Here is a 24,609-nt window from a genome sequence, read left to right as displayed (position 1 = left end):
AAAATGAGGAGTACCGCCATAGATTCAAGCGGTACTCCCTCTCACTTTCTATTATTAATCTAATGTACCAGTACTATTAATCCTTGTTGTAACCTGAATATCAACTTCTAGCTTGCTAATTATTTCTTCCGTCATTTCTCTGTCCCAATTTCCCCTATAGTGCATGCGAAAGTTTTCAGTTAAACCTACTGGGTCAACCTTAAGTTCTTTTAAATCCTCTAAAAATTCCTTAATATCCTTTTCAATTTGCTCACTAATATCATTCTCTAACTTCGTTATACTTGCTAAAGTTGTCAACTCATCTTCTCGATATCCTTTATATTCAATAAGCGTGCCTTCCATTTTCATGTTAATAAATAATTTAGGTGATTCTATACTTTTATTACTTTTCATCTTTACTTTGTTTTTGATAAGATCTATCATCAATTCTTCTTTTTCTTCTCTTTTATCTAATGTAAGATTCAGCGGTGCAAGGTTTTTTTCTCCTAATAAAGCTTGTATTATTAGACCTTCTCGTGGTAGTAATTCTTTAATCATATTATCTTCTTTAAATAGAGCAACTCCGTCAATCTCAATTTTCCCTTCTTTTTTTTCAAGTAGAGGTACTATTGTATCGAAAACTGGATTTGTTTGTGTATATACAAAATCATGGATATTCGTATTTGGCATGAAGGCAGTGTTGATGCTTGGTTGCAATAAATCATTTAAGTATAGGTTGATACTTGGTTTATCCGGATAATTTTCCTTTAATATCTCTTCTCCGTTCTCTTTCACAATAGCCACAAGCACTTTATTACCTACCTCTGCGTTTCTATATAGATGTCTTATTACTTTTTGAACATTTCCATTACGAGCAAATTCCTCATTAAAAACAACAACTCGTAATTGATTCAATACTACCTTTTTGTCTGAAACTGTTTCAATTTCAACAATTCCTTTTGAAACAAAATCGGTAGTCACGGAGAAAATCTGTGTATTTTCTTTGGCTTCTGGCAAAAATTGAGGCATTGCGGCAGATAACTTATATGAATCTTCATCAATATAGTCAAATGCCAAGATGCCAAGCAAACCAACATCCTCCAAAGGTACTTTCAATTCCTTGTCCGCACAACCCGTCAAGCCCATCATAGCCATAATAAGTAGTATTAGCTTTCCGTTCATGTTTGCACCTGCTTTTTCCTCAGTAAATGGATAACAATCAATAATATTGGCCAGCATAGCATGAAGTAAGAAGTATGAAAGGCGACCTCAAATAATTTTTCCTTAACTTCTTTTGACAATGGCATTAATACGATTAAATAGATAGCTATCGTGATTACATAAACATGTGAAGCCTTATTTTTAGATCGAAATGAATCTATACCCTTTTTAGCACACCATAAGTAACCAGTTATCGTAGTTAAAACTAGAAACACCCAGATTGTAATTCCAATTATGTCGATTCTTTCTATATAAGTTAATTCACCCGCTTTAAACAGATGCAAAACTGAATACGTGACATGTTCCAATTGCCATTCTGAATAATACATAACACTTACTGCAGTTACAATAAAACAAAGAACGATACTTATCCAAACTCCTATTAAAGCATGTTTATATGCTTTCTTCTGGTTTGCGATATAGGGAAAATACACCATGATTAGTTCATACCCTAGTATAGACAAATATCCTTTTCTGAAAGCTTCCAAAGCCTGACTTCCATTGAAATTAAATATAGGGAAAAGGTGACTTATATCCCCTTTCTCGATTGCCCAACGTAAAAAGTAAAGTAACGGCATAGTTAGAAAAAACGCCATTATGCAAAACCTTGCGATGGATTTAATTCCACCACTCACAATATAGATGGCTACCAGCAAGAAAAAGAGTATTGGAATAGTAGTACTTTGTTCAGGAAGAGCTGTAGTTTGTATAAGATTCATGTAATCATCGATAATGCCTGCTATAAAAAAGGTTAAGTGTAAAACTATAAACAAATTGATACTCTTCCCAATCCATTTACCTAGTAGTTTTTCATTAATACCAAATACATCTTCATTTTTATACTGTGAATTTATCCAAATCATCGGCCATAAATTAAGACTTGCAACTACTCCAAATAGAAGAGGATAAAGGGCCAGACTATATCCCATCGAACTAAGGTCTTGAGGGAGTGAGAGCATACCGGTACCAATCATTACATTTTGTACTAGAAAAACTACATGATATCCATTCAACTGTTTTCGCTTATCAACATTCAACCTGGCCAACCTCACCTCTATAGAAAGCATTCTACTTTTTCTTTGATCTTGAAATTCCCGATCTCCCTTTCAGGAAAGCCGTTGGAAATCTTATAATTCCATCTAGCAAATCTCCAGCTTTACGAGGAATTACAGGTGTCATAAAAGGAGTACCTAAAGAACTTAAATTCAATAAATGAGCCAACAACCAAGCAAGTGCTAGCATTTGTCCGAACAATCCAAACAAACCTGCTGATAAAATAAAAATATATCGAACAAATCTACTTGTATTACTCATTAGAAAAATCGGTGGTAGAAATGATAGTAATGCGGAAGTTGCAACTAAGACAATTAATATGTTACTAATTAGACCTGCTTCAACTGCTGCGGTTCCAATTACAATACCTCCTACGATACCAATTGTCTGCCCTACTTTTGCTGGCATTCGGGAACCAGCCTCCCTTAAGACTTCTATGATTAGTTCTATAAACAATACTTCTATTAACGGTGGGAAAGGTACTTTACTTCTTGATTCCTGTAAATTTAATAAAAGTTCATAAGGTAATATTTCAGGATGAAACGTTAAAGCAGATACATACATTGGCGTAATCATTATAGTTAAAAAAAATCCAAAAAATCGAAGCATCCTTAGTAAGGTTGCGGTAGTCCAACGATTATAATAATCTTCCACAGAAATAAACATGTCCATAAAGGATGTCGGGCACACTATTGCTGCTTGACTATTATCCATCAGTATTGCAATTCTTCCATCTAATATATAATGGACGATACTATCAGGTCTAACGCTCATATAATATTGTGGAAATGGAGATAAAGGGTTATCTTCAATCAATTGCTTTAAAATAGAAACATCCGGAAATGATGGATAATTAACTTTATCTAATCGATTTTTTAACATCTCTAAATTTTCTTTGTTCACAATATCTTCTACATATAGAAGAGAAATTTCCGTATTCGATTCTGTTCCAATAATACGATTTTCATTTTTCAGCATTGGGTTTTTGATACGCCTTTTAACTAAGGAAATATTTACTTGTAACGATTCCGTAAATGCATCTTGGGGACCGATAACAGTGGACTCTGTTTCCGTGTTTGTAATGGCACGAGTAGATGCACTGTATGTATCTATGCTTAACAGCAAACTGTTATCATGAAAATATAATAGTGTTTGCCCACCCATTAACTTCGAAATAATTTCAGTTTTGTCTGCTGGATCAATTTTCTCAGATACTTGGTGAATTTGATTCAAGTGATTAGCTAAGGGGATGAGGACCATTACTTGCATAGTCATTTTTTCTACAAGTGAATTGCTATAAACAATTGTGACGATACCTTCATTCGTAGGTATTTTCTTAAATACAACATCGTTAATCTGAGTTGTATTTTTCTTTATCAATTCAATTGTTTCTTCTATATCCGCACCGTTAACCTGCTTTGTATTTGACGAAGCTTTATCATTTTCGCTACTTTTGATGGCTCTTATAAACTTTTTAAATTTCACATATACCCCATGCCTTTCATCAAGACAAAAATTTGTATAATCAGCATATCCACTATTAAGAAATTGTATTCTCTTGAATATTTCAATGCAATATTCAATTTAATGGAGTTATAACCAGAATATAACACTAGGAATATCTTCCTCTATAACATATATTTATAAAGGCTTATATTTGAAAATTTTATATAAGACTATTTTATTTTGCAGGAGAATAGAAATGAAGAAATTATTATCTATTGTATTAGCGACTGGAATAGCAGGAGCTAGTGTATTCACACCTTACACAAACGCGGAGGCGGCATCCATTTCTAAAGCAGAAGCTTTAGTAAAAGCAGCAGAACAACATGCTGGTGCTCTAAAATGGCAAATATCTGTTGAACTTACGAAAGAAATTAAGTATCCAGATATGAAAATTTTCAATTTAACAAAAGACGCTTACTTAAATGCGAAAAAAGAGATTGCTAATGTAAGTGCGAAAGATAAAGCAAAATTAGAAAAACGCCTAGAAGATAATGCTGGTATTCACTATACTCGTGCAATGGGATACATTGATGCCATTACATCTGGAAAAAAGATTGTAGATAAAGCAAATCAATTAAATAAATTGTACGCAGCTAATCCAACATCCGATGTAACAGAAAAAAGTTACCATGAATTATCTAGTGAAATTCGTAAACAAGCAATCTTACTTTACCGTGTATATGGAAAATCAACACGTGATGCAATTTTAACGAAATATAAAACTCCTGGTGAAAAAGCACTTGAATCTTCTAAATATGTAATTACTGCAAAAATGGAGCTAGATAAATTAGACAATTTGATCACTAAAAAAGCAGATCAAAAAACAGTAGAAGCACAAGTTTCTACCTTCCTAGATTCGTTAGATGCAATTGAGGACGATGCAATCATTAGTGACCTTTATAGTGCTTATTATGACAGCATCAGAGAAGATGAGAACTTTATAGCACAAGAGAAAGAAATCACTGAATTCTTTAAAAAAGCTACAGAGTATGCAAATGAGGAAAAACTTGAGGAAACACTTAGCCTATACAGCAAAGACTTCCCTGGCTATGCGTCACTTAAAGAGAGTTTAGAAGAGACTTTCAAAGATTATAATGTAAGATACCAAACTTTAGGTCTTGAAGTTCAATACATTATTGACAATACTGCAGCAGTTGTACACGATCAAAAAACAATCTTCAATACTACAGATTCACTTGAACATACTACTATTTACCTTTTAGAAAAAGATAAAGATGGTAACTGGAGATTCCTGGATTCATCAGATATTACGGTTGAACCTAGTGATTCTACTGATGAAGACACTACTGAATCACCAGTTGAATCTGATTCACAAGAGAATTCTGACGTGCAAACTGTAGAATAATAGATTAATAACTGTAGCTATTAGTAGAAATACAAATAGCTGCAGTTTTTTATTTAAAAGAAATAATCATTCCACCTCTGCCTGCATAAGTTCCCATTGTTGCACCCATGTAACGCACAACGACATCCTTTGGATGAAATTGTTGAATAAGTTCTGCTTTGAGCGCTTCCGCTTCTTCTACGTTTCCAGTATGAGTAATTCCAAAAATGGTATTAGAAAAATCTTCTTTTTTATGACGAATAACTTCAAGCGTCTTTTTATGAAATCTCTTCTTCCCTTGAACTTTTTCAAGAATTTCTACTTTGCCATTAACCCCTTCTAAAATCACCTTTATATTAAGGATTTTGGCTATGGATCCTTGAAATTTGCTTAGCCGTCCACCTTTTACAATGTTTTCTAAAGTATCTAATAGGATTAGAATATTCATTTTTTCTCTATCCCGCAAAAGTACTGCAATAATTTCTTCTACCGAATATTCCTTTTGAGCAAGTTCGGCTGCATGGATAATTTGGAAGCCGTGAGCAAGGGAACCCGCCAAAGTATCAAACACAGTAACATTAGCCCCTGAAAGCTCTTTCCCCATACATGCCGATTGATAAGTACCGCTTAATCCGGAAGAAATTGTAAGACATAACAGTTCATCGTTCTCCCCAAATTTAGAGAAAGCTTCGGCAAATGCTGCCGGTGAGGGTTGAGAGGTTTTTGGGAGTTTTTCTGAAGAAAATAACTTAGCGAAGAAAACTTGAGGAGTTAGATCAATACCTTCTAAATAGTCCTTTCCATCTATATTAACTTTCAATGGCACGACCGTAATATCATATTTCTCTATTATTTCATTCGATAAATCGGAAGAACTATCCGTTAAAATTTTTATCATTTTGTTACCGCCTTTATGTTAAAGATATACAGCTGTTTTGATTATAATTATAGCAAATGGATATTTTTTTCATCGTTTAGACGCTTAGAAATTTTTTATGATTTTTCCTATTACTAAATTGCCATCCGAAACTTTTTTCGCACGAATTCGTGAGATGAGTATACAAAGAAAGAGGCGAAACTAACAATGCATGATTCTAAAGAGTGGTTACTAGACGAACTTAAACAAGTGGAAAAATGGGAGAAAGATCAAAATGATTTGTGGTTTTGGGAAAAGCTTGGTCGCCTTCCTTTTAAAATTATCGATAAGTGGACTCCATCCTTCATTCAAAATAAAATAGGAATCATAGTAGATGAACTCGGTCAATATGTTCAAACAGGTGGCAGCTATTTAAGCTCTACATCTAAAATCACTTCCTATTTTCCCGAAACGGAAGTACAAACACTAGAAGAAGTAAAAAACTTACCTATCGCCCAAATGGATGAGGCTGCAGAAAAGCTAACTGGAAACAGAAAGAATTTAGCAACCATACAAGGTGCTAGTACAGGTATCGGCGGGGTCTTCACATTATCTATTGATATTCCGCTCCTTTTAAGTTTGCAGTTAAAAACCTTACAAGATATTGCAATTTGCTATGGCTACGATCCAAATGACAAAAAAGAACGATTATTTATCATAAAATGTCTTCAATTTGTCTCTGCAGACATTGTAGGAAAACAATCCATTCTCGCACAATTGTCTATGTTTGACCAACAAGATGAACATGCAAGACGAGAAATCTTATCCGAAATACAAGGATGGCGAGAAGTTATATTTTCTTACCGTGATCAATTTGGGTGGAAAAAACTATTTCAAATGATTCCAATAGCTGGACTTGTATTTGGTGCGTTCATTAACCGGTCGGCTATCAAAGATATTGGAGAGGCTGGTCAAATGCTATTCCGAAAAAGAAGAATTATTGAAAGACTTGGGAATCATACAAGCGACGAGATTTTTCACGAAAACTAAATATTCTCTGCTACTTTTCATTCATTTCTTCAATTTACTTAAGAAGATATTCCCAAAAGTGAATTTATTATGTGTCAAATAGGATATACTATTACTATAGACCGTAAATAAAAGAAGAGGAGGTATGAATATGTCAGTTGCTAGTGAAGCATCTCAAGTAAACCTAGATTTTTTAATAAATGATTTGGGCCTTCGACAAGTATCAAATACCGCCCTGTTTCGAAAGGGAAATATATTAGTTATTTCGCCATCTGTTCAAAACAAATCAAACACATTTGAACTTGGTGAATCACTTATGAAAAAATATGATCCCGAGACGGATGAAGGATATTTACTCATTCGTATAAAAGATAAGTTCTTAATGGCAAAGCTTCATCCTTTTCAAAGAAAAATGATGACTGCCGAAACAGAAAAGAGTACAAAAAGTAAACCTTCTTTTTGGAAAATTCAATGTTATTGAATCCATTATTCCTCGCATCGAAAATAATGGAGATCGTGAGCTAACATACAAAATTCAAGCTCCAACTTCAAAACAATTAGTTTCTTTTTTTAACAAGATGAAATAAATTGCACTGAGAAATTATTCTCAGTGCTTTTTTATGACTAAAATAACTGTTTCGCGCCATATTAAGATAGAACAAAACATAGAAAGGAGAATTAACATCGGTAGAGACAATAAGCAAGGTAAAAGTAAGAACAAAGACACGCTTCCTCAAACACCTAAAAATCAAAAAATAAACCCAAATAATGTGCAAGAAGAATTTGCAGCGGAGTTTGCAGAGCTTCGAGAAAATCATTCGAAGAAAAAAAGAAAGTAGAAAAGCCTTTTCGAAGGCTTTTTTACTTTTCTACTTACATCCATTTTTTTATTCCCTATAAAATGGTATTAGCCCTTTTTTATACAGGTAGGCTATGGTATTTAGGATAAAAGCTGAAATTTTCTTTGGAAAATAAGCTTTAACATAATATCTTTGATACGCTTTTTTTAAAAAATACCACTGAACACAATCCTTTGCTTGTCTAAAACGTGCAACATCTATTATTTTTATCTCTCCATTGGAGGTGATAAAAATATTTCGCAAGTGAATATCAGAAGGGTTTAGTCCTCGGGCTGAGGCTAATGATAATGCATAATCGATTTCCTTTATATGCCCCACCGTTATTTCCTCTCCATAGGTTATACATTCAAATAGAGTGTGCCCATCTATAAAGTCCATAACTATATGATTTACTCCAGAAAAATAAATGGATGGATAATAAGAGACTCCTTGAAGTATTTTATAGATCTCCCCCTCTTCTTTTGCAAGATGTGTAAATCTAGGGAAAAATATTTTCATTGCTTTATCTGTTGTTTTTATTTTAAAAACAAATGCACTTCTTCCTGTACCAATTAGTTGTAAAGAATCATCATATCTAAGCAGACGATTCTCCTTGCTAATAATAACTGTACTTGCAAGTGCTTCATAAGTATTCACAATTTGACCTCCAATATAATAGAAAAGTACAAAAGCACTAAAGTGTTTGTCTCTGCCACAAGATAAATGGAATACCGTACATAATAGGGATGCTGGGCGGTAGCGTGCGATTGAAGTGTTCGCTAAAATTTCTGCCCTACAGTGAGAAAATAATAGGGTTGCTATTCCAACTGATCCGATAAATGGTTTAACGAGACAGAACATACCGTAAACGCGACAAACTCCTCTCTAACCACCACAAAACCAATCAAACGGATGCTTTTTGCCCTAGTGCGAATGCTTGTAGTGAATACAGTAAGAAATGTCGCGCACTATTCTTATGTCATATAAGTTACCCACATCTCGAAATCAGCAATATTTTCCTAACCAATAAAAAAGACGATAAACCAAGATCTGGTCCATCGTCTTTTAATAGAAAAGAGACATCACCAAATAATTGGTAAGGTCTCGCAAACAACAATCGTTGCCAACAAAGCCGAGGAGATAAATCCTGTATTGACGACTTTGCTGTATAGCTACTCCCCTTAACGGAAGCTAAATTATTAATTTTGTAGGCTAATTATAAGCTCTGGATGCCTTCGAGTCAATTTTTTGAATTGACCATCCGGCTACTTATTGCGTATAATGTATATGAGCATATGTTCATATACATTATGATGGAAAAGAGGATTTATTATGGAACAACAAGAGCATGCATTTTTATCTTCAAATACGGTTGAGGACGCTTCTCGTATTTTTAAGGCACTAGCCGATCCAACTCGTATAAAAATATTATATTTGCTATCTCAAGAAGAATGTTCAGTAAGTCATATTACGGAAGTGTTGAATATGACACAATCCGCTGTATCCCACCAACTCAGCTTACTTAGAAACTTACGACTCGTTAAATACAGACGGGACGGAAACACTTTTTACTACACGTACGACGACGAACATGTGATTACTATTTTAAATCAAGTCATTTCGCATATTGAGTGTAAATAAGGAGGAAAATTTTATGGGTCACCATCATCATCATGGTCACGACCACCACGGCCACTCACATCACCATTTTGAGGAGTCTCGGGAAGGAAATAAAAAAGGGTTGCTAATTGCTTTACTTATTACGACCGGAATTATGTTTTTAGAGTTCTTTGGAGGCTTATTTACAAATAGCTTAGCTCTGTTATCTGATTCCGGACACATGTTAAGTGATGCAAGCGCTTTGCTTTTAAGCCTGATAGCCATCTGGTTTGCTTCAAGAGCTCCTTCTCCTCAGAAAACATTTGGGGGTTATCGCTTTGAAATATTAGCCGCACTATTTAATGGTATTACGTTATTTATTATTGCCGGATTTATCGTTTGGGAAGCATTTGGTCGATTTGTCGAACCTCAAGCAGTTGCAAGCGGCACGATGATGCTGATTGCTGCAATCGGTTTGTTCGCAAATTTATTGAGCGCCTGGGCATTAATGCGTAAAGGCGATGTAAAAAATAATGTAAATTTACGTGGTGCTTATTTGCATGTACTTGGAGACGCTTTAGGATCTATCGGTGCAATTATAGCAGGAATCTTCATGCTATTATTTGATTGGTTTATCGCCGATCCTATTATTTCCGTTCTCGTTGCTTTATTAATATTGCGAAGTGCTTGGGGAATTATTAAGCATTCTGTTCATATCTTGATGGAAGGAACGCCAATCTCGATCGATCAAACCGAAGTAAAGGCTGAATTAGAAAAAATCGAAGGCGTTAATCATGTCCATGACCTCCATATATGGACGATTACTTCTGGGTTAGATTCATTAAGCTGTCATATTGTTATTGATGAGGAAAGGAATAGCCAACATATTTTACAACAAGCCATTGATATATTAAAAGAGAAATTCCACATCGAGCATGCAACAATTCAAATAGAGACTGATCAGATCAAACACAGTGAATTGAAATGCAGGTTGGAATAACGTCATATACAATTCAAGCAGCCCCTTCCTTTAAACGGAAGGGGGATGCTTGAATTGAAATGGTTGAATTCTAAATTTCTACTACTTGTGGTTCTTCCCCTTTAGTATTCATCACTCGGATTTGTGTAGGGGTAATTTTTAAAATGATGAGATTTGGATCTTCTGGACCGTTAAACCAACCTTCTAATGCCTTATTCCATACCTTTTTCTTCATACTCTCATCATCATGTTCTTCAACTGTTCCTTCAATTTCTAAGAAAGCATCGCCTAATCCTTTTCCATCGTATCCTAAAAGAATATGAGTGTTTGGATTCTTTTGAAGCTCCTCTACTTTATGCGTCTTTTTACTTGTCGCTGTGTAAAGAAAGAAATCATCGTTAAAAAAGGTCATATAACGGGAATGCGGTTTGTTTTGTTCAATCGTTGCCATCGTACCAATTAAACTATCCTTTAAGATTTGTTGTGCCAGCTCTTTCGCATCTTTTGCCATGAATTAATCTCTCCTTTATAATGACTTTCCCTTTTATTATTCCTTTTCTGATGTAAATTAATCCTTCAGTAACATAAAGGGAAAAATCCTGTTTCTAATCGGTGCGACCTGTGGAAATGATAAAGGAATACCGCATATATTGAGGATAACTATGGAGTGTAGAGATAATGCGTTATAAGACAGAGCTATTAAGTGTCCGCTGGGATTTTCGCTACAGGGTGGACGCTTTCGCTACAAATCCAGTAGAATTTGCTAATTACTAAGAAATGATGCACTAGTTCTAGTACTATGTTGCATTTTCTATAGCTAAAAACCTTTGATTAGTGGAATAAGATATACTATCTAGCGTTTGGTATCATTTATTGGAAACTATCATTGCTTGAATGGCTAATAACAACCTTCCTTGTAATTTATACAGTATATAAAATAATTCTAAATAAGAAACTGCAAGGCAGATATTAGTTAGCAAGTTCTATTGATTGAAGCGCAAGGTGGCGACTCCTGTGGGATTAGCGAGACAGGTGAGACCCCGCACGTAGCGTTAGTGGAGGAGGAGGCTCACCGCTCGCCCCACGGAAAGCGTCCGCCTGGAGCGGAAATCATGGCGGACATCTTAGTATCTTGACGACGCATTATCCCTATAATACGCATGAGGTTCTAATAACCTAATGCGTTCGTTTCAATGACTAAATAATCTTATTCTATATATCTTTTAATTTCATAAAGCATGAATAAAAACGAATCACCACATTTTCAAAAATTGTGTCGCTCGATTTCTCCCCTTTTCTAATAGCTTTGACTTCATCTCTCTATCTAAATCAAACTGTGTAGCGCTATATTCATCAACCGGGATAAAAACAACATTCTTCTCAAGCTTGCGAGAGATATATCTTTCATCATGTGCATTTTTCATCGTGGAAAAAAGCGCTTCGAATAACTGCAAACCATTCTTAATCTTATGTGGTTGCATCTCCTCTGAGCTACTACTTAGCTTCAAGCCAACGATTGGACGCTCTTTGTTTCCATTATCAAAAATCCACATTGGGAAATTACTTAATACTCCTCCATCTACAACAATTGTGTCTCCAGATCCTACTCTCATTTTAACTGGCTCAAAGAAAAACGGAATTCCACAACTCATACGTAAAGCTCTAGCAACAGGAAAGCTATCTGGAGATACACCATACTTCTCCAAATCATCGGGGAGTACCATCATTTTCCCATTCGTTAAATCCGATGCTACAAGTTTCAAAGATCCTGGCGGTAAATCAGAAAAGGAGTAAACTCCTTTTGCAGCTAATTTTTCCAGAAACCAATTTTCTAAAGCCTTACCTTGGTATAAACCTAACCCCCAATACAAATTCAACCACTTCATAAATGGGATAGGAATAACAGTTTTACGTGGATCTAGTAGAGATACAAAGTCTTGCTCTACCATTATTTCTTCAATTTCCTTTCCCGTGTATCCCGCAGCTATAAAACACGCCAAAATTGCACCGGCACTCGTTCCAGCTACTCGTTTAAATTCATATCCCTTTTCTTCTAATATTTGAAAAGCTCCTACTAACGCTATACCTTTCATTCCCCCACCCGAAAATACCCCGTCTATTAACATACATGACCTACTCCCTTTTCATGTCGTTATAACAATGTAAGAAAAAAGGAGAGGAATTAGAACAATATCCGACATTTATTTACCTATTATTCTAATATGTCAGATTTTCATGTTGCTATAACGAATATTTCTCGTTATAATTAAACAAAATACAAAATACGTACCATTGTACACTATGCGTACATAAATGTAAGGGGTTACAGTAATTATCATTTCTAAGAACAAAGGGGATATAATATGACATTAGAAATTAATCAACAATTGCTTCCACCACAAACCTTTGGGGAAAAGCTAAAAAGTATCGGTCCGGGGATCGTTGTAGCAGCAACTGGTGCAGGAACAGCGGATTTAGTCACTTCGCTCGTAATTGGGACACAATTTGGAATGACATTCGTTTGGGCAATTATCATTGGATCTGTTTTAAAGTATTTTCTAAATGAAGGGGTTGGAAGATTATACTTAGCGACCGGGGAAACGATGTTACAAGGTTGGCATCAACTCGGCAAATGGGCTACTGGTTATTTCGGAGTCTATTCAATAATTTGGGGATTTGTATACGGAGCTGCTGCCGCCTCCACATCAGGTATGGCGATGCATGCTATGTTCCCAATCATGCCAGTTTGGGCATGGGCTATCATTCATGGGGTTGTTGGATTTATATTAGTTTGGTTTGGCCGTTATTTATTATTCGAAAAAGTAATGACTGTATTAATAGGTGTTATGTTTGTGACGATTATCGGTACTGCCGCTTTATTTTTGCCAAGTTTCGGTGAATTTTCATACGGTTTAGTACCGCGCGTACCTCAAGGTTCCTTCTTCCTTATGCTTGGATTAGTAGGTGGTGTTGGAGGGACAATTACAATGGCATCCTATGGTTATTGGTTAAAAGAAAAAGGATGGAGTGGCAAACAGTGGATTTCTGGAATGCGCACAGATTCAAAAATTGCGTATTTGTTGACTGGACTATTCACATTTGCCGGGCTAATTATTGGTGCCCAATTTTTAGCAGGTTCTGGAGTTAGTATACGAGATGACGAAGGATTAATAAAGTTAGCGCATATGCTAGGGGCAGAGTTTGGTACTCCAATGAAATGGATGTTCTTAGTTGCTTTCTGGTCTGCTGCCTATTCATCACTGATTGGTGTTTGGAATGGTGTTCCTTATCTTTTTGCTGACTTTGTTAAAACAGTACGTAAAAAGAAAACAGCTGTTAACGGTGAAGTATCAACTAAAGATCCTGCCTATCGGTTTTTCTTATGCTGGTTGACATTTCCACCGATGATTTTATTTTATTTTGGTAAACCAGTTGAACTTATTATTCTTTACGGAGCGTTAGGATCCTTATTTATGCCATTTTTAGCAGCATCCTTGCTCATCCTATTAAATTCGAAGAAAGTGGCAAAAGAATTTAGAAACAAATGGGTACCTAATACTGTACTTACTAGCTGTCTCATTATGTTTGGATTCCTTGGTATTAGAGAACTCATAAAACTTTTCAATTAACTAATTAAGAACAAAAAAAGGTGAGGGCATGTTGCTCTCACCGTTTATTTTTTAAATATTTAATCTAGAAGGACTATTTTTATTGGTAGGTTTGGCTTTGTTTTCGTTATCATTGGCTGTCTTTGCTTCTTTGTTTTGTCCTCTTACATCTAAATCATCTGGGCTTATATCATAACCAAATCCATATTCTTCACGATCTAGTGATTTTCTCGGGTTTTTACCTTTTGTCATGTATCTTCACCTCCATGACAAATAATTTGTGCATTAGGACAGCTTTTATTCATGTGTAATTAAGAGTTAAAGTTAAGATTTTCTTAGTTTTTCATCCAGTAATTGAAATACTCGTTTCAATTTTTCTTTTGGTAAAATTGCATACTGATTTCCAACATTCACTTCAAAACCACATGACTTTTGTGTCATTTCTTTTAAATAGCCTGTTAATCCGATACTTGTTTCCTTATATAATTCTGCTAATATAGGTTCTACTTTTTCTAAAGATGCTTGAAAATGGACATGGAACATATTGGAAACAGGTACTGGTGGGATAGTTGAAACAGACTCACAGGAATTGAAAAAGAGGGCAAGTTCTATAGCGTCGTGGTAAAACTGATTCATCCTCTGTTCATTTTCATCGAAATAATAATTAGCACTGACGATATATGGATATAAACTGATTAGGTCTCCACCATGTCGTCTTTTCCATATTTTCGATTTGTCCGTAAACGCTTTGTCACCTGCAAGAATTGCACCGGCGACTCCTCCAATTCCTTTATAAAAGGATACATACACGCTATCAAAGAGACTACAAACTTCAGCAGCTGTTTTTTCATAATAAGGTAGTATTTCAAAAAGTCTTGCTCCATCCAAATGTAGTCTAATTCCTTGATCACGACAATATGTAGAAATTTTTTCTATTGTTGCATAATCGGGCAATTGGCCACCAATCTCCCGTTGAGGTAATTCAAGTAATATACAAGCAACCTCTTCATCCATATTCGCTATATCTTCTAACTCTATTAATCTATCTTTATTCGCTAACAAAATAGACTGGATATGATGCAATTCTTTTAGCCCATCTTCCTCATGTATTTCTAAATGGCAAAGCGGATGATATGCAACCTTTTTCAAACCTTTATCATCACACCATATCCGCAATGCGATTTGTTGGGCCATTGTTCCACTTGGAAAAAACACTGCTTTTTCTTTTCCAAGATATTCTGCCATCTTTTTCTGAAATTCTTCGATAATACGACCATTACCATAAATATCACTTTCCTGCTTGCTATCTAAGTTTTGCAAGGCACTCTTCAAGACTTGTATATTTCTCTTTCCATGTCCTGATACTTGATATTTAGTCTCCTTAAATGCTTCGAACAGTAATTTTGCTTCACTCATTTTGTTATCTCCAGTCCATTTTTCGAATAATTGCAATACATTCAATTTACAATAATTCTGGAACTCATACAAATGAAAAGTGTACGGCGTTTATCTATTTCTCCGTTTTAAAGCAGCCTGTATGTAGGCATGGAATACACGTTTCGAAGCCTCGTCACCATCCACTGCAAATTCTTCTGGATGCCATTGAAAGCCAAAAACAAAATGATGTTTCGTGCTTTCTACACACTCGATAATGCCATCTGTTGCTCTTGCAACTACATTTAAGTTTTCCCCTACTACATTTACAGCTTGATGGTGGAATGAATTCACCTTTAACTCGTCTTGTTGCAATAATTCATATAACTGACTTTCTTTCTCTACTTTTACCGGATGAGATCTATGCGTACGAATTGCTTTTTGAGCATGCTGCATTACTGGTTCTTCGCGCTGAGAGTGAATAGATTGATAAAGTGTTCCTCCTGAAGCGACATTTAACATATGTAGTCCCCGACAAACACCTATATATGGTTTATCCAATTCGAGCATTTTTTGTACAAGTTTGAACTCCATCTGATCTAACATCGGCGTAATTCTACCAAGATGTATATGTGGTTCAACATTGTAATAGGATGGATCGATATCTTCCCCTCCTGTTACAAAAAGACCGTCGATTTGTTTTGCTAGTTCTTCTATATCTTCTTCTGGTATAAGTGGTATCAATACCGGAATTCCTCCAGCTTGTATAATTGCTTGTCCATAGACAGGTGGCATAAAATAATTGCCATCCTCTTTCACTTCTGCCGTTATTCCAATGATCGGTTTCATTTTTATTCTCCATTCTCCTATTATGTATACGGTAATAAATATACCCAATTTTTCTCTAACAGAAACGAAACTTACAATTCCGACAAACTACTTTGGAAGTTTGTTTTTTTTCTAACGAGGGAATAATAAAATTAACCAATTAAAAGGAGGAGTTACATGACTACAGATAAATACACAAAAATCGATCAAGAGGTTTCTGGACAAACTCAAAGCAAGCAACCTGGGGCAGAGACAAAAATGACTCCACAACCAATTTATGATGATGAAAATTATAAAGGCTCCGAGAAACTTTCCGGTAAAGTAGCGCTTATTACAGGTGGCGACAGTGGAATTGGAAGAGCTGTAGCCGTAGCTTTCGCTAAAGAAGGCGCTAATGTTGCTATTGTATATTTAGATGAAAATGAACAAGAAGACGCGGAAGAAACAATTCAAGCAATAGAAAAATACGGAGTTAAAGCACTTAAAATTAAAACAGATTTAAGTGACGAGGAGAATTGTCAAAACGCGGTTGACGAAGTGGTTCAACAGTTTGGACAACTAAATATATTAGTAAACAATGCCGGAAAACAATTTCCGACAGACGACTTTTTAAAAATTACACCAGATCAATTACAAGAAACGTTTTCCACAAATATATACTCCATGTTTTACCTAACACAGGCAGCATTGCCTCATATGTCGAAGGGAGATACGATTGTAAATACTTCTTCCATCACAGCATATAATGGTTCACCAGAGCTAATCGACTATTCTGCAACAAAAGGGGCGATTACTGCATTTACCCGCTCCCTTGCATTACACTTAATCGAAAAAGGGATTCGTGTAAATGCTGTAGCACCTGGTCCTATTTGGACTCCGCTTATTCCTGCTACTTTCGATGAGAAGAAAGTAGAGCAACACGGGGCAAATACACCAGTAGGTAGACGTGGTCAACCAGCTGAACTAGCACCTGCCTATGTGCTTTTAGCCTCTGCCGATTCGAGTTATATGTCAGGACAAACTATTCATGTCGATGGCGGGGACTTTGTCAACTCTTAAAATTAATAGAAATAAGAAGCTTTTTGCACTGGCAGAAAGCTTCTTATTCTATTTTCTCAATTTACTCAACGATTTTTTTGAACGCAAGGACGGCGTTATGTCCACCGAAACCAAAACCATTTGAAAGCGCATAGTTTATTTCTGTTTCAACAGCTTCGTTTGGTACATAATTCAAATCACATTCTTCGTCCGGAGTTTCATAATTGATAGTAGCTGGTGCAATATTCTCTAACATACTATTAAGCGTAATAATTGCCTCGATACCACCCGCTGCGCCAAATAAATGACCCGTCATCGATTTTGTAGAGCTGACTTTTAAATTATAAGCATGATCTCCAAATACGGCTTTAATAGCATTCGTTTCAGATTTATCCCCTTCCGGAGTACTTGTTCCATGTGCATTAATATAATCTATTTCAGTAGGAGCAATTTGCGCCATATCTATAGCTAGCTTCATCGCTCTTGCTGCTCCATCAAAATCAGGTGATGTAATATGGAATGCATCTGTAGTTGAGCCATATCCCACTAGTTCACCTAGAATGGTTGCACCTCGTTTTTTCGCATGCTCGTACTCTTCCAACACTAAAATACCTGAACCTTCCGACATAACAAACCCATCACGATTCTTGTCAAAAGGACGACTAGCTTTTTCCGGTGCATCATTTAATGTGGACATCGCTCTCATTCTGGAAAACGCTGCGAAAGATAATGGATTTATAGACGCCTCTGCTCCTCCTGCTATAATTGCGTCTGAATAACCATGTAAAATATTTAAATAGGCTTCCCCTATTGCATGGTTTGCCGTAGCACAAGCAGAAACTGGTGAGAAACTTGGTCCTTTAAATCCGTATTTAATGGCAATAATCCCTGTTGCCATATTACTGATCATCATCGGTACCATAAATGGCGATACTCTTCTTGGTCCTTTTTCAAGCAATACTTTATGATTTTCTAGTGTTGTGTTTATTCCTCCAATTCCCGAGCCAATATAAACACCAACGCGTTCTTTATTTACCGTCTCCAAATCGAGCTGCGATTGATCTAAAGCTTGTTTTGTTGCTGCATATGCGTATTGTGTATATAAATCATATTTTGCTAAATCCTTTTTATCTAGGTATTCCTCCGCTGGAAAATCATTTATAATCCCTGCTATTTGTGTATTAATGTCTTTAAAATCATCCGATTCAATTTTTTTAATACCAGATTTACCTTCTTTAATGTTTTTCCATAGTGTAGGCACATTATTTCCTAATGGAGATACGACTCCATAACCAGTTACAACCACTCGACGTTTCATATACATCCTCCTATCTTTTTCCCTTATTTTTATGTTAACTTACTAACAGCTAAATGCCAATTTTAAAAAAACATATGATCCATTACAATATTTGCAATGAATCATATGTTTAATCAAAAAATAGTCTGTATGGATCAAAAATCAAAGTTGTCTGGATCTGGTCCCACACGGTGATTTTGATTTAAGCTTTCAATAAGCTGCATCTCTTCCTCTGATAGTTCAAATTCAAACACATCTGCGTTTTCTACTATTCGATGTGCTTTCGTAGATTTAGGTATTGTAATAACCCCGTTTTGTAAATCCCAACGTAAAATAACTTGTGCAATAGTTTTACCATATTTATTTGCAATTTGCTGAAGCTCTTCATTATCGAGCAATTGCCCTTGCATGAGTGGAGACCAAGCTTCCAGTTGGATATTGTTCTCCCTACAAAATGCTTTGAGCTCATTTTGTGTCAATCGCGGATGATATTCCACTTGATTCACCATCGGCTTAATTTCTGCGTCTTCCATTAGATCCTTCAAATGATGAATTTGAAAATTACTGACGCCGATTGCTTTTACTCGACCTTCTTTATAAAGTGTTTCTAATGCTCTCCAAGCCTCTTTGTATTTACCTTCTACAGGCCAATGTATTAGAAATAAATCCAAATAATCTAAGCCAAGCTTAGACAAACTTTCTTCGTAAGCTGCAATCGTCTTTTCATATCCTAACTCTGAATTCCAAACTTTAGATGTGATAAAAAGATCTTTTCGTGTAATTCCCGTTTCTTCCATTGCTTCTCGAATACCTTGTCCAACTCCAGTTTCATTGCCATAAATAGCAGCCGTATCAATACTGCGGTACCCATGTTTAATAGCAGTTTTCACAGCATCCACTAGTTCTTGCCCTTCTTCTACTTTAAATACTCCTAGACCAAACCAAGGCATTTCCACACCATTATTTAGAACTGCTCTAGATTGTAAATTTTTCATCATTTTATCGTTCCTCCAATTTGATTAATTGTTTTTTATCTTTTCTTTCTAGCATTCGACTAACACCTGTTAGTATTGCGGCAATTACAACCATTAATGCACCTACCCATGTAGTATGGATAAGTCCAATAGATTCTGCCACAACTCCACCTAAGTAAGAGCCAAGTGCGATTCCTGCATTAAACGCGGCAATATTCATGGCAGAAGCAACATCTACTGCACTGGGAACAAAACGCTCTGCTAATATGACAACATATACTTGAAGACCTGGGACATTCATAAATGCAAACAATCCCATAAAGAAAATCGTTATCAAGCCCGCTACTTTTAATGGTACTGTAAATAAAAGTATAAATAACACAATTGCTTGTACAATAAACATATAAAATAGTGAACCGATTGGGTTTTTATTAGAAAGCTTCCCACCTATCATATTGCCGATTGCAATCGCAACTCCGTAAAAAAGCAAAATAATTGCGATTGTTGCTTGATTAAATCCAGTTATCGTTTGAAGTAATGGGGATAAATAGGTGAAAACGACAAATGTACCCCCGTAACCAAGCGCTGTAATACTCAAGATTAATACGATTCGACTGTTTGTCACAAGCTTTACTTGATCCCGCAATGTTGTTGGATTGCCTTTTCTTAGATCAGATGGAACGAGTACACTATTAGCAATAAACCCTATTATTCCAATTACGACAATTGTCACAAAGGCAAATCGCCAGCCAAACTGTTGACCAATAAACGTACCAAATGGAACACCTGTAATAGTAGCAACGGTTAGCCCTGTAAACATAATGGAAATCGCACTTGCTCTACGATTTTCTGGAACTAAGTCAGCAGCAATAGTCGATCCAATCGACATAAACACCCCATGTGAAAATGCGGAAATTACACGTGCAATTAGTAAAACCGCCACGCTTGTTGCACTTGCAGCAATAGCATTTCCGATAATAAAGACAATCATAATCCATAACAGTAATGTTTTACGTGGCATTCTAGATGTAAGGGAAGTTAAGATTGGTGCTCCAAACATTACTCCCAACGCATATAGCGAAACTGTAAGTCCCGCTGTTGACATAGATATATCTAAATCGTGAGAAATTAACGGTAAAAGTCCCACGCTAACAAATTCAGTCGTTCCAATTGCAAATGCACTTACAGCCAGTGCAAGTAGCGCAAACATACTTCGCTTTTTATCTAAAATCATTTTACCTTTCCTTTCTTTATGTTATCGTATTTCATACGTAAAGTACAAAATACAGAGTAAAATTACCGGCAAATGCTATTATGATTCAAAGGGTTGCAAAATAAAAGTACGCACTTTTAAGTGATATAAGCACCAAAAAGTAATATAGGTACTTTTTGGTGCCTATAGAGAAGGAGAAGCATATGAAGAAAAAGAAGTATAATATATCGGTGGAAGCAACATTAGAAGTAATCGGCGGAAAATGGAAATGTGTCATTCTATGTCATTTAACCCACGGGAAAAAACGAACAAGCGAATTAAAGCGCCTTATGCCAGACATAACGCAAAAAATGTTAACTCAGCAGTTAAGAGAACTAGAAGTAGATGGCGTAATAAACCGAATTGCTTACAATCAAGTTCCACCAAAAGTAGAATATGAACTTAGTGAATATGGACTTAGCTTAGGAAGCATTTTAGATGCATTATGTGCATGGGGAGAAGTGCATATTACGAAAGTATACGGGGACAAGTATTCTGTTTTAGAGGATAGCATTTTAAATGACCAGTTAAAAAGTTAAAAAGTTTGTAAAAAGGAATCTATTCAAACGAAATATCAGCTAAGCATCATATATGCATGATATAGGGATAATGCGTCGTAAGACAGAGCTATTAAATGTCTGTTGGGATTTCCGCTACAGGGTGGACGCTTTCCGCGGGCACGGCTTCAATCTCCTCGTCGCTCACGCTCCTGCGGGGCTTTCAGCACGTGCTATTCCCGCTGGAGTCGCCACCCTTTCGCTACAATCCACTAGAACTTGTCGACTAGTAAGACAAAGAATATAAAGTTGTATTTCTAAATGATAACTAGTTAGCAAAATGCTACCTACCATTTAGTGCTTTAGATCAAATGATTGGAAGTTCTCTTCCTAGCTAATGGAAAAGTTATATTTTATGAAAAAAATGATGGTTTTAAACATGCCGCTACATTGATTTTCGTGAAAAGATGGCGACTCCTGCCGGATGAGTGTGCAGATGAGACTGCACAAGTAAGCGAAGCGTCGGTGCTGGCTCATCGCTCACCCGGCGGAAAGCGTCCATCCTGTAACGAAAATCACGAGGTCACTAGTCAACACACTACGTCGCACTTTTTCTATAAAATGTCCCTAAACAACCGTATTCATTAAAAAGCGAGATCCCAATAAATCAGGATCTCGTTTTTTATATATGCAGTTAAATCGCTTTCCGGGATACCTTTTTTCCATCGTATGCATAAACAGTTGGTTTATCGTCCACTACTGTTTCCATGTATACACTTCTTCCCCATAGCTGATAAATATAAGGAAGTACATTTTCTAAATAATGGGGATCGAGTTCCGTCCCTTCATATCCATGCTTTAAATATAGCTCTCCATTTTTACCGTAGTCACCGTCTTCCACCACGATATAAGGAAAGCTTCCATTCGTTCGCATCGATACTAGCTGATCTCTGACATTTTCATAGTCTTTATCGGTAATTTCATAATTCCCTTTCTTTTTTTCAAACAAGTAGAGATCTTCCTGCTTTACTAGTTCCTTAGTTAAATAGTTTCGAATAAACGAAATATCTGATTCAATTTCTCGCACTTCGAATATTTTTTCACGTCCTGAGTTAGGTTTTACCCCTAACTGTTTCATTTCTTCTGTTGGGTTGTTATACCTGTTTTCAATATCTTCAAAGATTTTCAATCCTAAATAATAAGGATTAATACTTGTTGGAGAAGGCTGAACCACATTTGCATTTAGTTTGGCAAACTCGATCGTCTCATCTGTCGTTAAGTCCATTTCTCTTAAAATCCGTTGATGCCAGTAGGAAGCCCAACCTTCGTTCATGATTTTGGTTTCCATTTGTGGCCAGAAATAAAGCATCTCTTCCCGCATCATCGTTAAAATATCTCGTTGCCAGTCTTCTAATTCACGGCTATATTCTTGTATAAATAGCAATAAATCCTTTTCGGGACTAGGAGGGAACTTTTTTCTTTTTGGGATTGATATGCGTTTAGCATCCGCCGGTTGATCCATATTCCATAAATCATCATATGGTGTTTTTCTTACAACCTCTTCTGTCTCTTCCTCATCCATGTTGTAGTCAGGTAGTTTAGGTCGGATGATGGAAGGATCGATATGTTCCTGAATTGCGAGTATAGCATCTAAAAAGCTTTCTACCTCTTCTTTGCCATAGGTCATTTCATAATCTGCAATTCGCTCAGCAGTTGCAGTCATACTTTCTACCATATCTCGTCGTGTATTGGAAAAACGAACGTTATTTTTAAAGAAATCGCAATGCGCGAGCACATGAGCAATGATAAGCTTATTTTGTATCAAGCTGTTTGTATCGAGTAAAAATGCGTAACAAGGATTGGAGTTAATAACAAGCTCATATATTTGGCTCAATCCAAAATCATACTGTATTTTCATTTTATGAAATTGCTTTCCAAAACTCCAATGTGTAAATCGAGTTGGCATTCCATACGCGCCGAACGTATAAATAATATCCGCTGGACAAATTTCATAACGCATCGGAAAATAATCTAGTCCAAAACTGGATGCTATTTCTGTTATTTCAGCAATGGCATGATGAAGCTTTGTATCCACTTAATGACCCCCTCTCGTTTCAAGTAGATGTTTCATACTTTCGAAATAAACTCTTGAGCGCTTGATAAACATCACGATTTTCCTTGAGGACATAATGACGAAACTTCGGATTATCAATTTTTTTATACGTATTCATCAGTGTAGAGTACCTGCTATGTGCATTTACTTCCCCATAACCAAACATGCTAGAAATATCCATTAATTCATTGACCAGCTTCATGCATTTTTCGTTATCACTAGTCATATTTTCACCGTCTGAAAAATGAACCGGATAAATGTTATAACGAGCAGGATTATATTTTTCCCTTATAAGCTCTAATGCTTTTAGATATGCAGATGAACAAATAGTTCCTCCACTTTCCCCTTTGGAGAAGAACGCTTCTTCTGGCACTACTTTTGCTTCTGTATGATGAGCTATAAACTCAATTTCTACCGTTTCATATTTTGTACGTAAAAATCTAGCCATCCAGAAAAAGAAACTTCTAGCACAATATTTTTCAAAAGCCCCCATAGATCCACTCGTATCCATCATCGCAAGTACGACTGCCTTGGATTCTGGTTTGACCACTTCATCCCATGTTTTGAAACGTAAGTCATCGTTATGGATTGGAGTTATTTCCGCTTTTCCTTTCATCGCATTTCGTTTAATAGCGGTAATGATCGTGCGTTTCTTATCAATATTCCCCATAAGTCCTTTTTTACGTATATCATTAAATTCCACTTTATCTGTGACGATATCCATTTGTTCTTTTTGCTGTAAATTAGGCAGCTCCATTTCTTTAAATAAAGCAGTTTCTAATTCTTCAATCGTCACTTCTGCCTCATAATAATCTTTTCCTGCTTGATCTCCGGCTTGCTTTCCTTTTCCTTGACCGTCTTCCCCTTCACCTGACCCTTTTGCAATTACATCTCCTACTTGGCTGTCCCCGTCTCCTTGACCTACATGCTTTGTTTTATCGTAATTGTAGCGAATTTTATATTCGTCCAAAGAGCGGATTGGTATTTTAATTACATCTCGTCCATTTGACATAATAATACTTTCTTCACTTATCAAATCTGGCAAATTATCCTTTATGGCTTCTTTTACTTTATCCATGTGCCGTTGCTGATCTTGATACCCTTTTCGATGGAGAGACCAGTTTTCCTGGGAGATAACAAATTGTTTTTCTTCTTTTTCACTCACTCTCATCAACACCTACCTATTTTTATCTTATGCCAGAGAGCCAAAGTTATTGCCAAT

General features: G+C 36.0%; 24 protein-coding genes. 9 read left to right on the top strand and 15 right to left on the bottom strand.

Annotated elements, in window-relative coordinates; genetic code table 11:
• Window positions 1–54: 54 nt before the first annotated feature.
• From OR571_RS07020 to OR571_RS07010, 3 genes are read right to left on the bottom strand one after another with little or no spacing between them, the layout of a single operon-like run.
• Window positions 55–1,161 (bottom strand): Ger(x)C family spore germination protein, encoded by a 1,107-nt coding sequence (locus tag OR571_RS07020; RefSeq protein ID WP_282242127.1) that lies wholly within the window; start codon window positions 1,159–1,161, stop codon window positions 55–57.
• Window positions 1,158–2,237, bottom strand: coding sequence for a GerAB/ArcD/ProY family transporter (locus OR571_RS07015; RefSeq protein WP_282242126.1), 1,080 nt, complete (start codon window positions 2,235–2,237; stop codon window positions 1,158–1,160). The genes OR571_RS07020 and OR571_RS07015 overlap by 4 nt, the downstream gene beginning before the upstream one ends.
• 31 nt (window positions 2,238–2,268) lie before the next feature.
• Window positions 2,269–3,738: a spore germination protein gene (locus OR571_RS07010; RefSeq protein ID WP_282242125.1), complete on the bottom strand. Its 1,470-nt coding sequence runs from the start codon at window positions 3,736–3,738 to the stop codon at window positions 2,269–2,271.
• A 217-nt stretch (window positions 3,739–3,955) separates the two neighbouring features.
• Here OR571_RS07010 and OR571_RS07005 point away from each other — a divergent pair, with 217 nt between their 5' ends.
• Window positions 3,956–5,125, top strand: coding sequence for a hypothetical protein (locus OR571_RS07005; RefSeq protein ID WP_282242124.1), 1,170 nt, complete (start codon window positions 3,956–3,958; stop codon window positions 5,123–5,125).
• 49 nt (window positions 5,126–5,174) lie between these two features.
• Here OR571_RS07005 and OR571_RS07000 read toward each other — a convergent pair whose 3' ends face one another.
• A complete protein-coding gene (locus tag OR571_RS07000; protein ID WP_282242123.1) occupies window positions 5,175–6,002 on the bottom strand; it encodes a DegV family protein in 828 nt (275 codons plus the stop codon).
• A gap of 186 nt (window positions 6,003–6,188) precedes the next feature.
• Between OR571_RS07000 and OR571_RS06995 the strand changes: the two genes are divergently transcribed.
• The 3 genes from OR571_RS06995 to OR571_RS06985 all read left to right on the top strand — a co-directional run bounded on the left by OR571_RS06995 (window position 6,189) and on the right by OR571_RS06985 (window position 7,828).
• A complete protein-coding gene (locus OR571_RS06995) occupies window positions 6,189–7,010 on the top strand; it encodes an EcsC family protein (RefSeq protein ID WP_282242122.1) in 822 nt (273 codons plus the stop codon).
• Between the two features lie 130 nt (window positions 7,011–7,140).
• Window positions 7,141–7,470, top strand: coding sequence for a hypothetical protein (locus OR571_RS06990; RefSeq protein WP_282242121.1), 330 nt, complete (start codon window positions 7,141–7,143; stop codon window positions 7,468–7,470).
• A gap of 139 nt (window positions 7,471–7,609) precedes the next feature.
• A complete protein-coding gene (locus OR571_RS06985; protein WP_282242120.1) occupies window positions 7,610–7,828 on the top strand; it encodes a YfhD family protein in 219 nt (72 codons plus the stop codon).
• Window positions 7,829–7,876: 48 nt separating this feature from the next.
• Here OR571_RS06985 and OR571_RS06980 read toward each other — a convergent pair whose 3' ends face one another.
• Window positions 7,877–8,485, bottom strand: coding sequence for a protein kinase family protein (locus OR571_RS06980; protein ID WP_282242119.1), 609 nt, complete (start codon window positions 8,483–8,485; stop codon window positions 7,877–7,879).
• A 675-nt stretch (window positions 8,486–9,160) separates the two neighbouring features.
• Here OR571_RS06980 and OR571_RS06975 point away from each other — a divergent pair.
• Both OR571_RS06975 and OR571_RS06970 read left to right on the top strand, forming a co-directional pair.
• On the top strand, window positions 9,161–9,469 hold the full coding sequence (locus tag OR571_RS06975; protein ID WP_282242118.1) for an ArsR/SmtB family transcription factor: 309 nt from the start codon (window positions 9,161–9,163) through the stop codon (window positions 9,467–9,469).
• Window positions 9,470–9,482: 13 nt separating this feature from the next.
• Window positions 9,483–10,427, top strand: coding sequence for a cation diffusion facilitator family transporter (locus tag OR571_RS06970; protein WP_282242117.1), 945 nt, complete (start codon window positions 9,483–9,485; stop codon window positions 10,425–10,427).
• Window positions 10,428–10,497: 70 nt separating this feature from the next.
• Here the strand turns inward: OR571_RS06970 and OR571_RS06965 are convergent, their stop codons facing one another.
• Together OR571_RS06965 and OR571_RS06960 are read right to left on the bottom strand one after the other, a co-directional pair.
• The gene (locus tag OR571_RS06965) at window positions 10,498–10,917 is read right to left on the bottom strand and encodes a pyridoxamine 5'-phosphate oxidase family protein (protein ID WP_282242116.1); all 420 of its coding nucleotides are present in this window, start codon (window positions 10,915–10,917) and stop codon (window positions 10,498–10,500) included.
• 742 nt (window positions 10,918–11,659) lie between these two features.
• The gene (locus tag OR571_RS06960) at window positions 11,660–12,532 is read right to left on the bottom strand and encodes a patatin-like phospholipase family protein (RefSeq protein ID WP_282242115.1); all 873 of its coding nucleotides are present in this window, start codon (window positions 12,530–12,532) and stop codon (window positions 11,660–11,662) included.
• A gap of 237 nt (window positions 12,533–12,769) precedes the next feature.
• Here OR571_RS06960 and OR571_RS06955 point away from each other — a divergent pair, with 237 nt between their 5' ends.
• Window positions 12,770–14,035, top strand: a complete 1,266-nt coding sequence (locus tag OR571_RS06955) for an Nramp family divalent metal transporter (RefSeq protein WP_282242114.1) — start codon at window positions 12,770–12,772, stop codon at window positions 14,033–14,035.
• 51 nt (window positions 14,036–14,086) lie between these two features.
• Here the strand turns inward: OR571_RS06955 and OR571_RS06950 are convergent, their stop codons facing one another.
• From OR571_RS06950 to OR571_RS06940, 3 genes are all read right to left on the bottom strand, one after another.
• The gene (locus tag OR571_RS06950) at window positions 14,087–14,266 is read right to left on the bottom strand and encodes a hypothetical protein (protein WP_282242113.1); all 180 of its coding nucleotides are present in this window, start codon (window positions 14,264–14,266) and stop codon (window positions 14,087–14,089) included.
• A 72-nt stretch (window positions 14,267–14,338) separates the two neighbouring features.
• Complete coding sequence (locus OR571_RS06945; protein ID WP_282242112.1) at window positions 14,339–15,430, bottom strand: threonine aldolase family protein; 1,092 nt, start codon at window positions 15,428–15,430, stop codon at window positions 14,339–14,341.
• Window positions 15,431–15,520: 90 nt separating this feature from the next.
• Window positions 15,521–16,237, bottom strand: a complete 717-nt coding sequence (locus OR571_RS06940) for a gamma-glutamyl-gamma-aminobutyrate hydrolase family protein (protein ID WP_282242111.1) — start codon at window positions 16,235–16,237, stop codon at window positions 15,521–15,523.
• A 156-nt stretch (window positions 16,238–16,393) separates the two neighbouring features.
• Here OR571_RS06940 and OR571_RS06935 point away from each other — a divergent pair, with 156 nt between their 5' ends.
• Entirely contained in the window at window positions 16,394–17,275 is an 882-nt protein-coding gene (locus tag OR571_RS06935) for an SDR family oxidoreductase (RefSeq protein ID WP_282242110.1), read from the top strand.
• Window positions 17,276–17,336: 61 nt separating this feature from the next.
• Here the strand turns inward: OR571_RS06935 and fabF are convergent, their stop codons facing one another.
• The 3 genes from fabF to OR571_RS06920 form a co-directional block, all read right to left on the bottom strand.
• Window positions 17,337–18,572: a beta-ketoacyl-ACP synthase II gene (fabF, locus tag OR571_RS06930; protein ID WP_282242109.1), complete on the bottom strand. Its 1,236-nt coding sequence runs from the start codon at window positions 18,570–18,572 to the stop codon at window positions 17,337–17,339.
• Window positions 18,573–18,706: 134 nt separating this feature from the next.
• Entirely contained in the window at window positions 18,707–19,546 is an 840-nt protein-coding gene (locus tag OR571_RS06925) for an aldo/keto reductase (RefSeq protein WP_282242144.1), read from the bottom strand.
• 4 nt (window positions 19,547–19,550) lie between these two features.
• A complete protein-coding gene (locus tag OR571_RS06920) occupies window positions 19,551–20,759 on the bottom strand; it encodes an MFS transporter (RefSeq protein ID WP_282242108.1) in 1,209 nt (402 codons plus the stop codon).
• Between the two features lie 182 nt (window positions 20,760–20,941).
• On the opposite strand from OR571_RS06920, the gene OR571_RS06915 reads away from it, so the two are divergent.
• Complete coding sequence (locus OR571_RS06915; protein WP_282242107.1) at window positions 20,942–21,316, top strand: winged helix-turn-helix transcriptional regulator; 375 nt, start codon at window positions 20,942–20,944, stop codon at window positions 21,314–21,316.
• A 652-nt stretch (window positions 21,317–21,968) separates the two neighbouring features.
• Here the strand turns inward: OR571_RS06915 and OR571_RS06910 are convergent.
• Together OR571_RS06910 and yhbH are read right to left on the bottom strand one after the other, a co-directional pair.
• Window positions 21,969–23,369 carry a SpoVR family protein gene (locus OR571_RS06910; RefSeq protein WP_282242106.1) on the bottom strand — a complete coding sequence of 467 codons (1,401 nt, stop codon included), beginning with the start codon at window positions 23,367–23,369 and terminating at the stop codon, window positions 21,969–21,971.
• 19 nt (window positions 23,370–23,388) lie between these two features.
• Complete coding sequence (gene yhbH, locus OR571_RS06905) at window positions 23,389–24,552, bottom strand: sporulation protein YhbH (protein ID WP_282242105.1); 1,164 nt, start codon at window positions 24,550–24,552, stop codon at window positions 23,389–23,391.
• Window positions 24,553–24,609: the final 57 nt, after the last annotated feature.

The sequence above is a fragment of the Psychrobacillus sp. NEAU-3TGS genome (genome assembly GCF_029955155.1).
GTDB lineage: Bacteria > Bacillota > Bacilli > Bacillales_A > Planococcaceae > Psychrobacillus.
This window is presented reverse-complemented; position numbering and strand designations above follow the sequence as displayed.

Bases quoted from the DNA above. Each gene is read 5' to 3' on its own strand.
- OR571_RS06925 (WP_282242144.1), bottom strand. From the start codon at position 19,546: ATGAAAAATTTACAATCTAGAGCAGTTCTAAATAATGGTGTGGAAATG.
- OR571_RS06935 (WP_282242110.1), top strand. From the start codon at position 16,394: ATGACTACAGATAAATACACAAAAATCGATCAAGAGGTTTCTGGACAA.
- OR571_RS06985 (WP_282242120.1), top strand. From the start codon at position 7,610: ATGACTAAAATAACTGTTTCGCGCCATATTAAGATAGAACAAAACATA.
- OR571_RS06970 (WP_282242117.1), top strand. From the start codon at position 9,483: ATGGGTCACCATCATCATCATGGTCACGACCACCACGGCCACTCACAT.
- OR571_RS06940 (WP_282242111.1), bottom strand. From the start codon at position 16,237: ATGAAACCGATCATTGGAATAACGGCAGAAGTGAAAGAGGATGGCAAT.
- OR571_RS06995 (WP_282242122.1), top strand. From the start codon at position 6,189: ATGCATGATTCTAAAGAGTGGTTACTAGACGAACTTAAACAAGTGGAA.
- OR571_RS06920 (WP_282242108.1), bottom strand. From the start codon at position 20,759: ATGATTTTAGATAAAAAGCGAAGTATGTTTGCGCTACTTGCACTGGCT.
- OR571_RS06945 (WP_282242112.1), bottom strand. From the start codon at position 15,430: ATGAGTGAAGCAAAATTACTGTTCGAAGCATTTAAGGAGACTAAATAT.
- OR571_RS07005 (WP_282242124.1), top strand. From the start codon at position 3,956: ATGAAGAAATTATTATCTATTGTATTAGCGACTGGAATAGCAGGAGCT.
- OR571_RS07000 (WP_282242123.1), bottom strand. From the start codon at position 6,002: ATGATAAAAATTTTAACGGATAGTTCTTCCGATTTATCGAATGAAATA.
- OR571_RS07020 (WP_282242127.1), bottom strand. From the start codon at position 1,161: ATGAACGGAAAGCTAATACTACTTATTATGGCTATGATGGGCTTGACG.
- fabF (WP_282242109.1), bottom strand. From the start codon at position 18,572: ATGAAACGTCGAGTGGTTGTAACTGGTTATGGAGTCGTATCTCCATTA.
- OR571_RS06955 (WP_282242114.1), top strand. From the start codon at position 12,770: ATGACATTAGAAATTAATCAACAATTGCTTCCACCACAAACCTTTGGG.
- OR571_RS06950 (WP_282242113.1), bottom strand. From the start codon at position 14,266: ATGACAAAAGGTAAAAACCCGAGAAAATCACTAGATCGTGAAGAATAT.
- OR571_RS06990 (WP_282242121.1), top strand. From the start codon at position 7,141: ATGTCAGTTGCTAGTGAAGCATCTCAAGTAAACCTAGATTTTTTAATA.
- OR571_RS06960 (WP_282242115.1), bottom strand. From the start codon at position 12,532: ATGTTAATAGACGGGGTATTTTCGGGTGGGGGAATGAAAGGTATAGCG.
- OR571_RS06915 (WP_282242107.1), top strand. From the start codon at position 20,942: ATGAAGAAAAAGAAGTATAATATATCGGTGGAAGCAACATTAGAAGTA.
- OR571_RS06965 (WP_282242116.1), bottom strand. From the start codon at position 10,917: ATGGCAAAAGATGCGAAAGAGCTGGCACAACAAATCTTAAAGGATAGT.
- OR571_RS06975 (WP_282242118.1), top strand. From the start codon at position 9,161: ATGGAACAACAAGAGCATGCATTTTTATCTTCAAATACGGTTGAGGAC.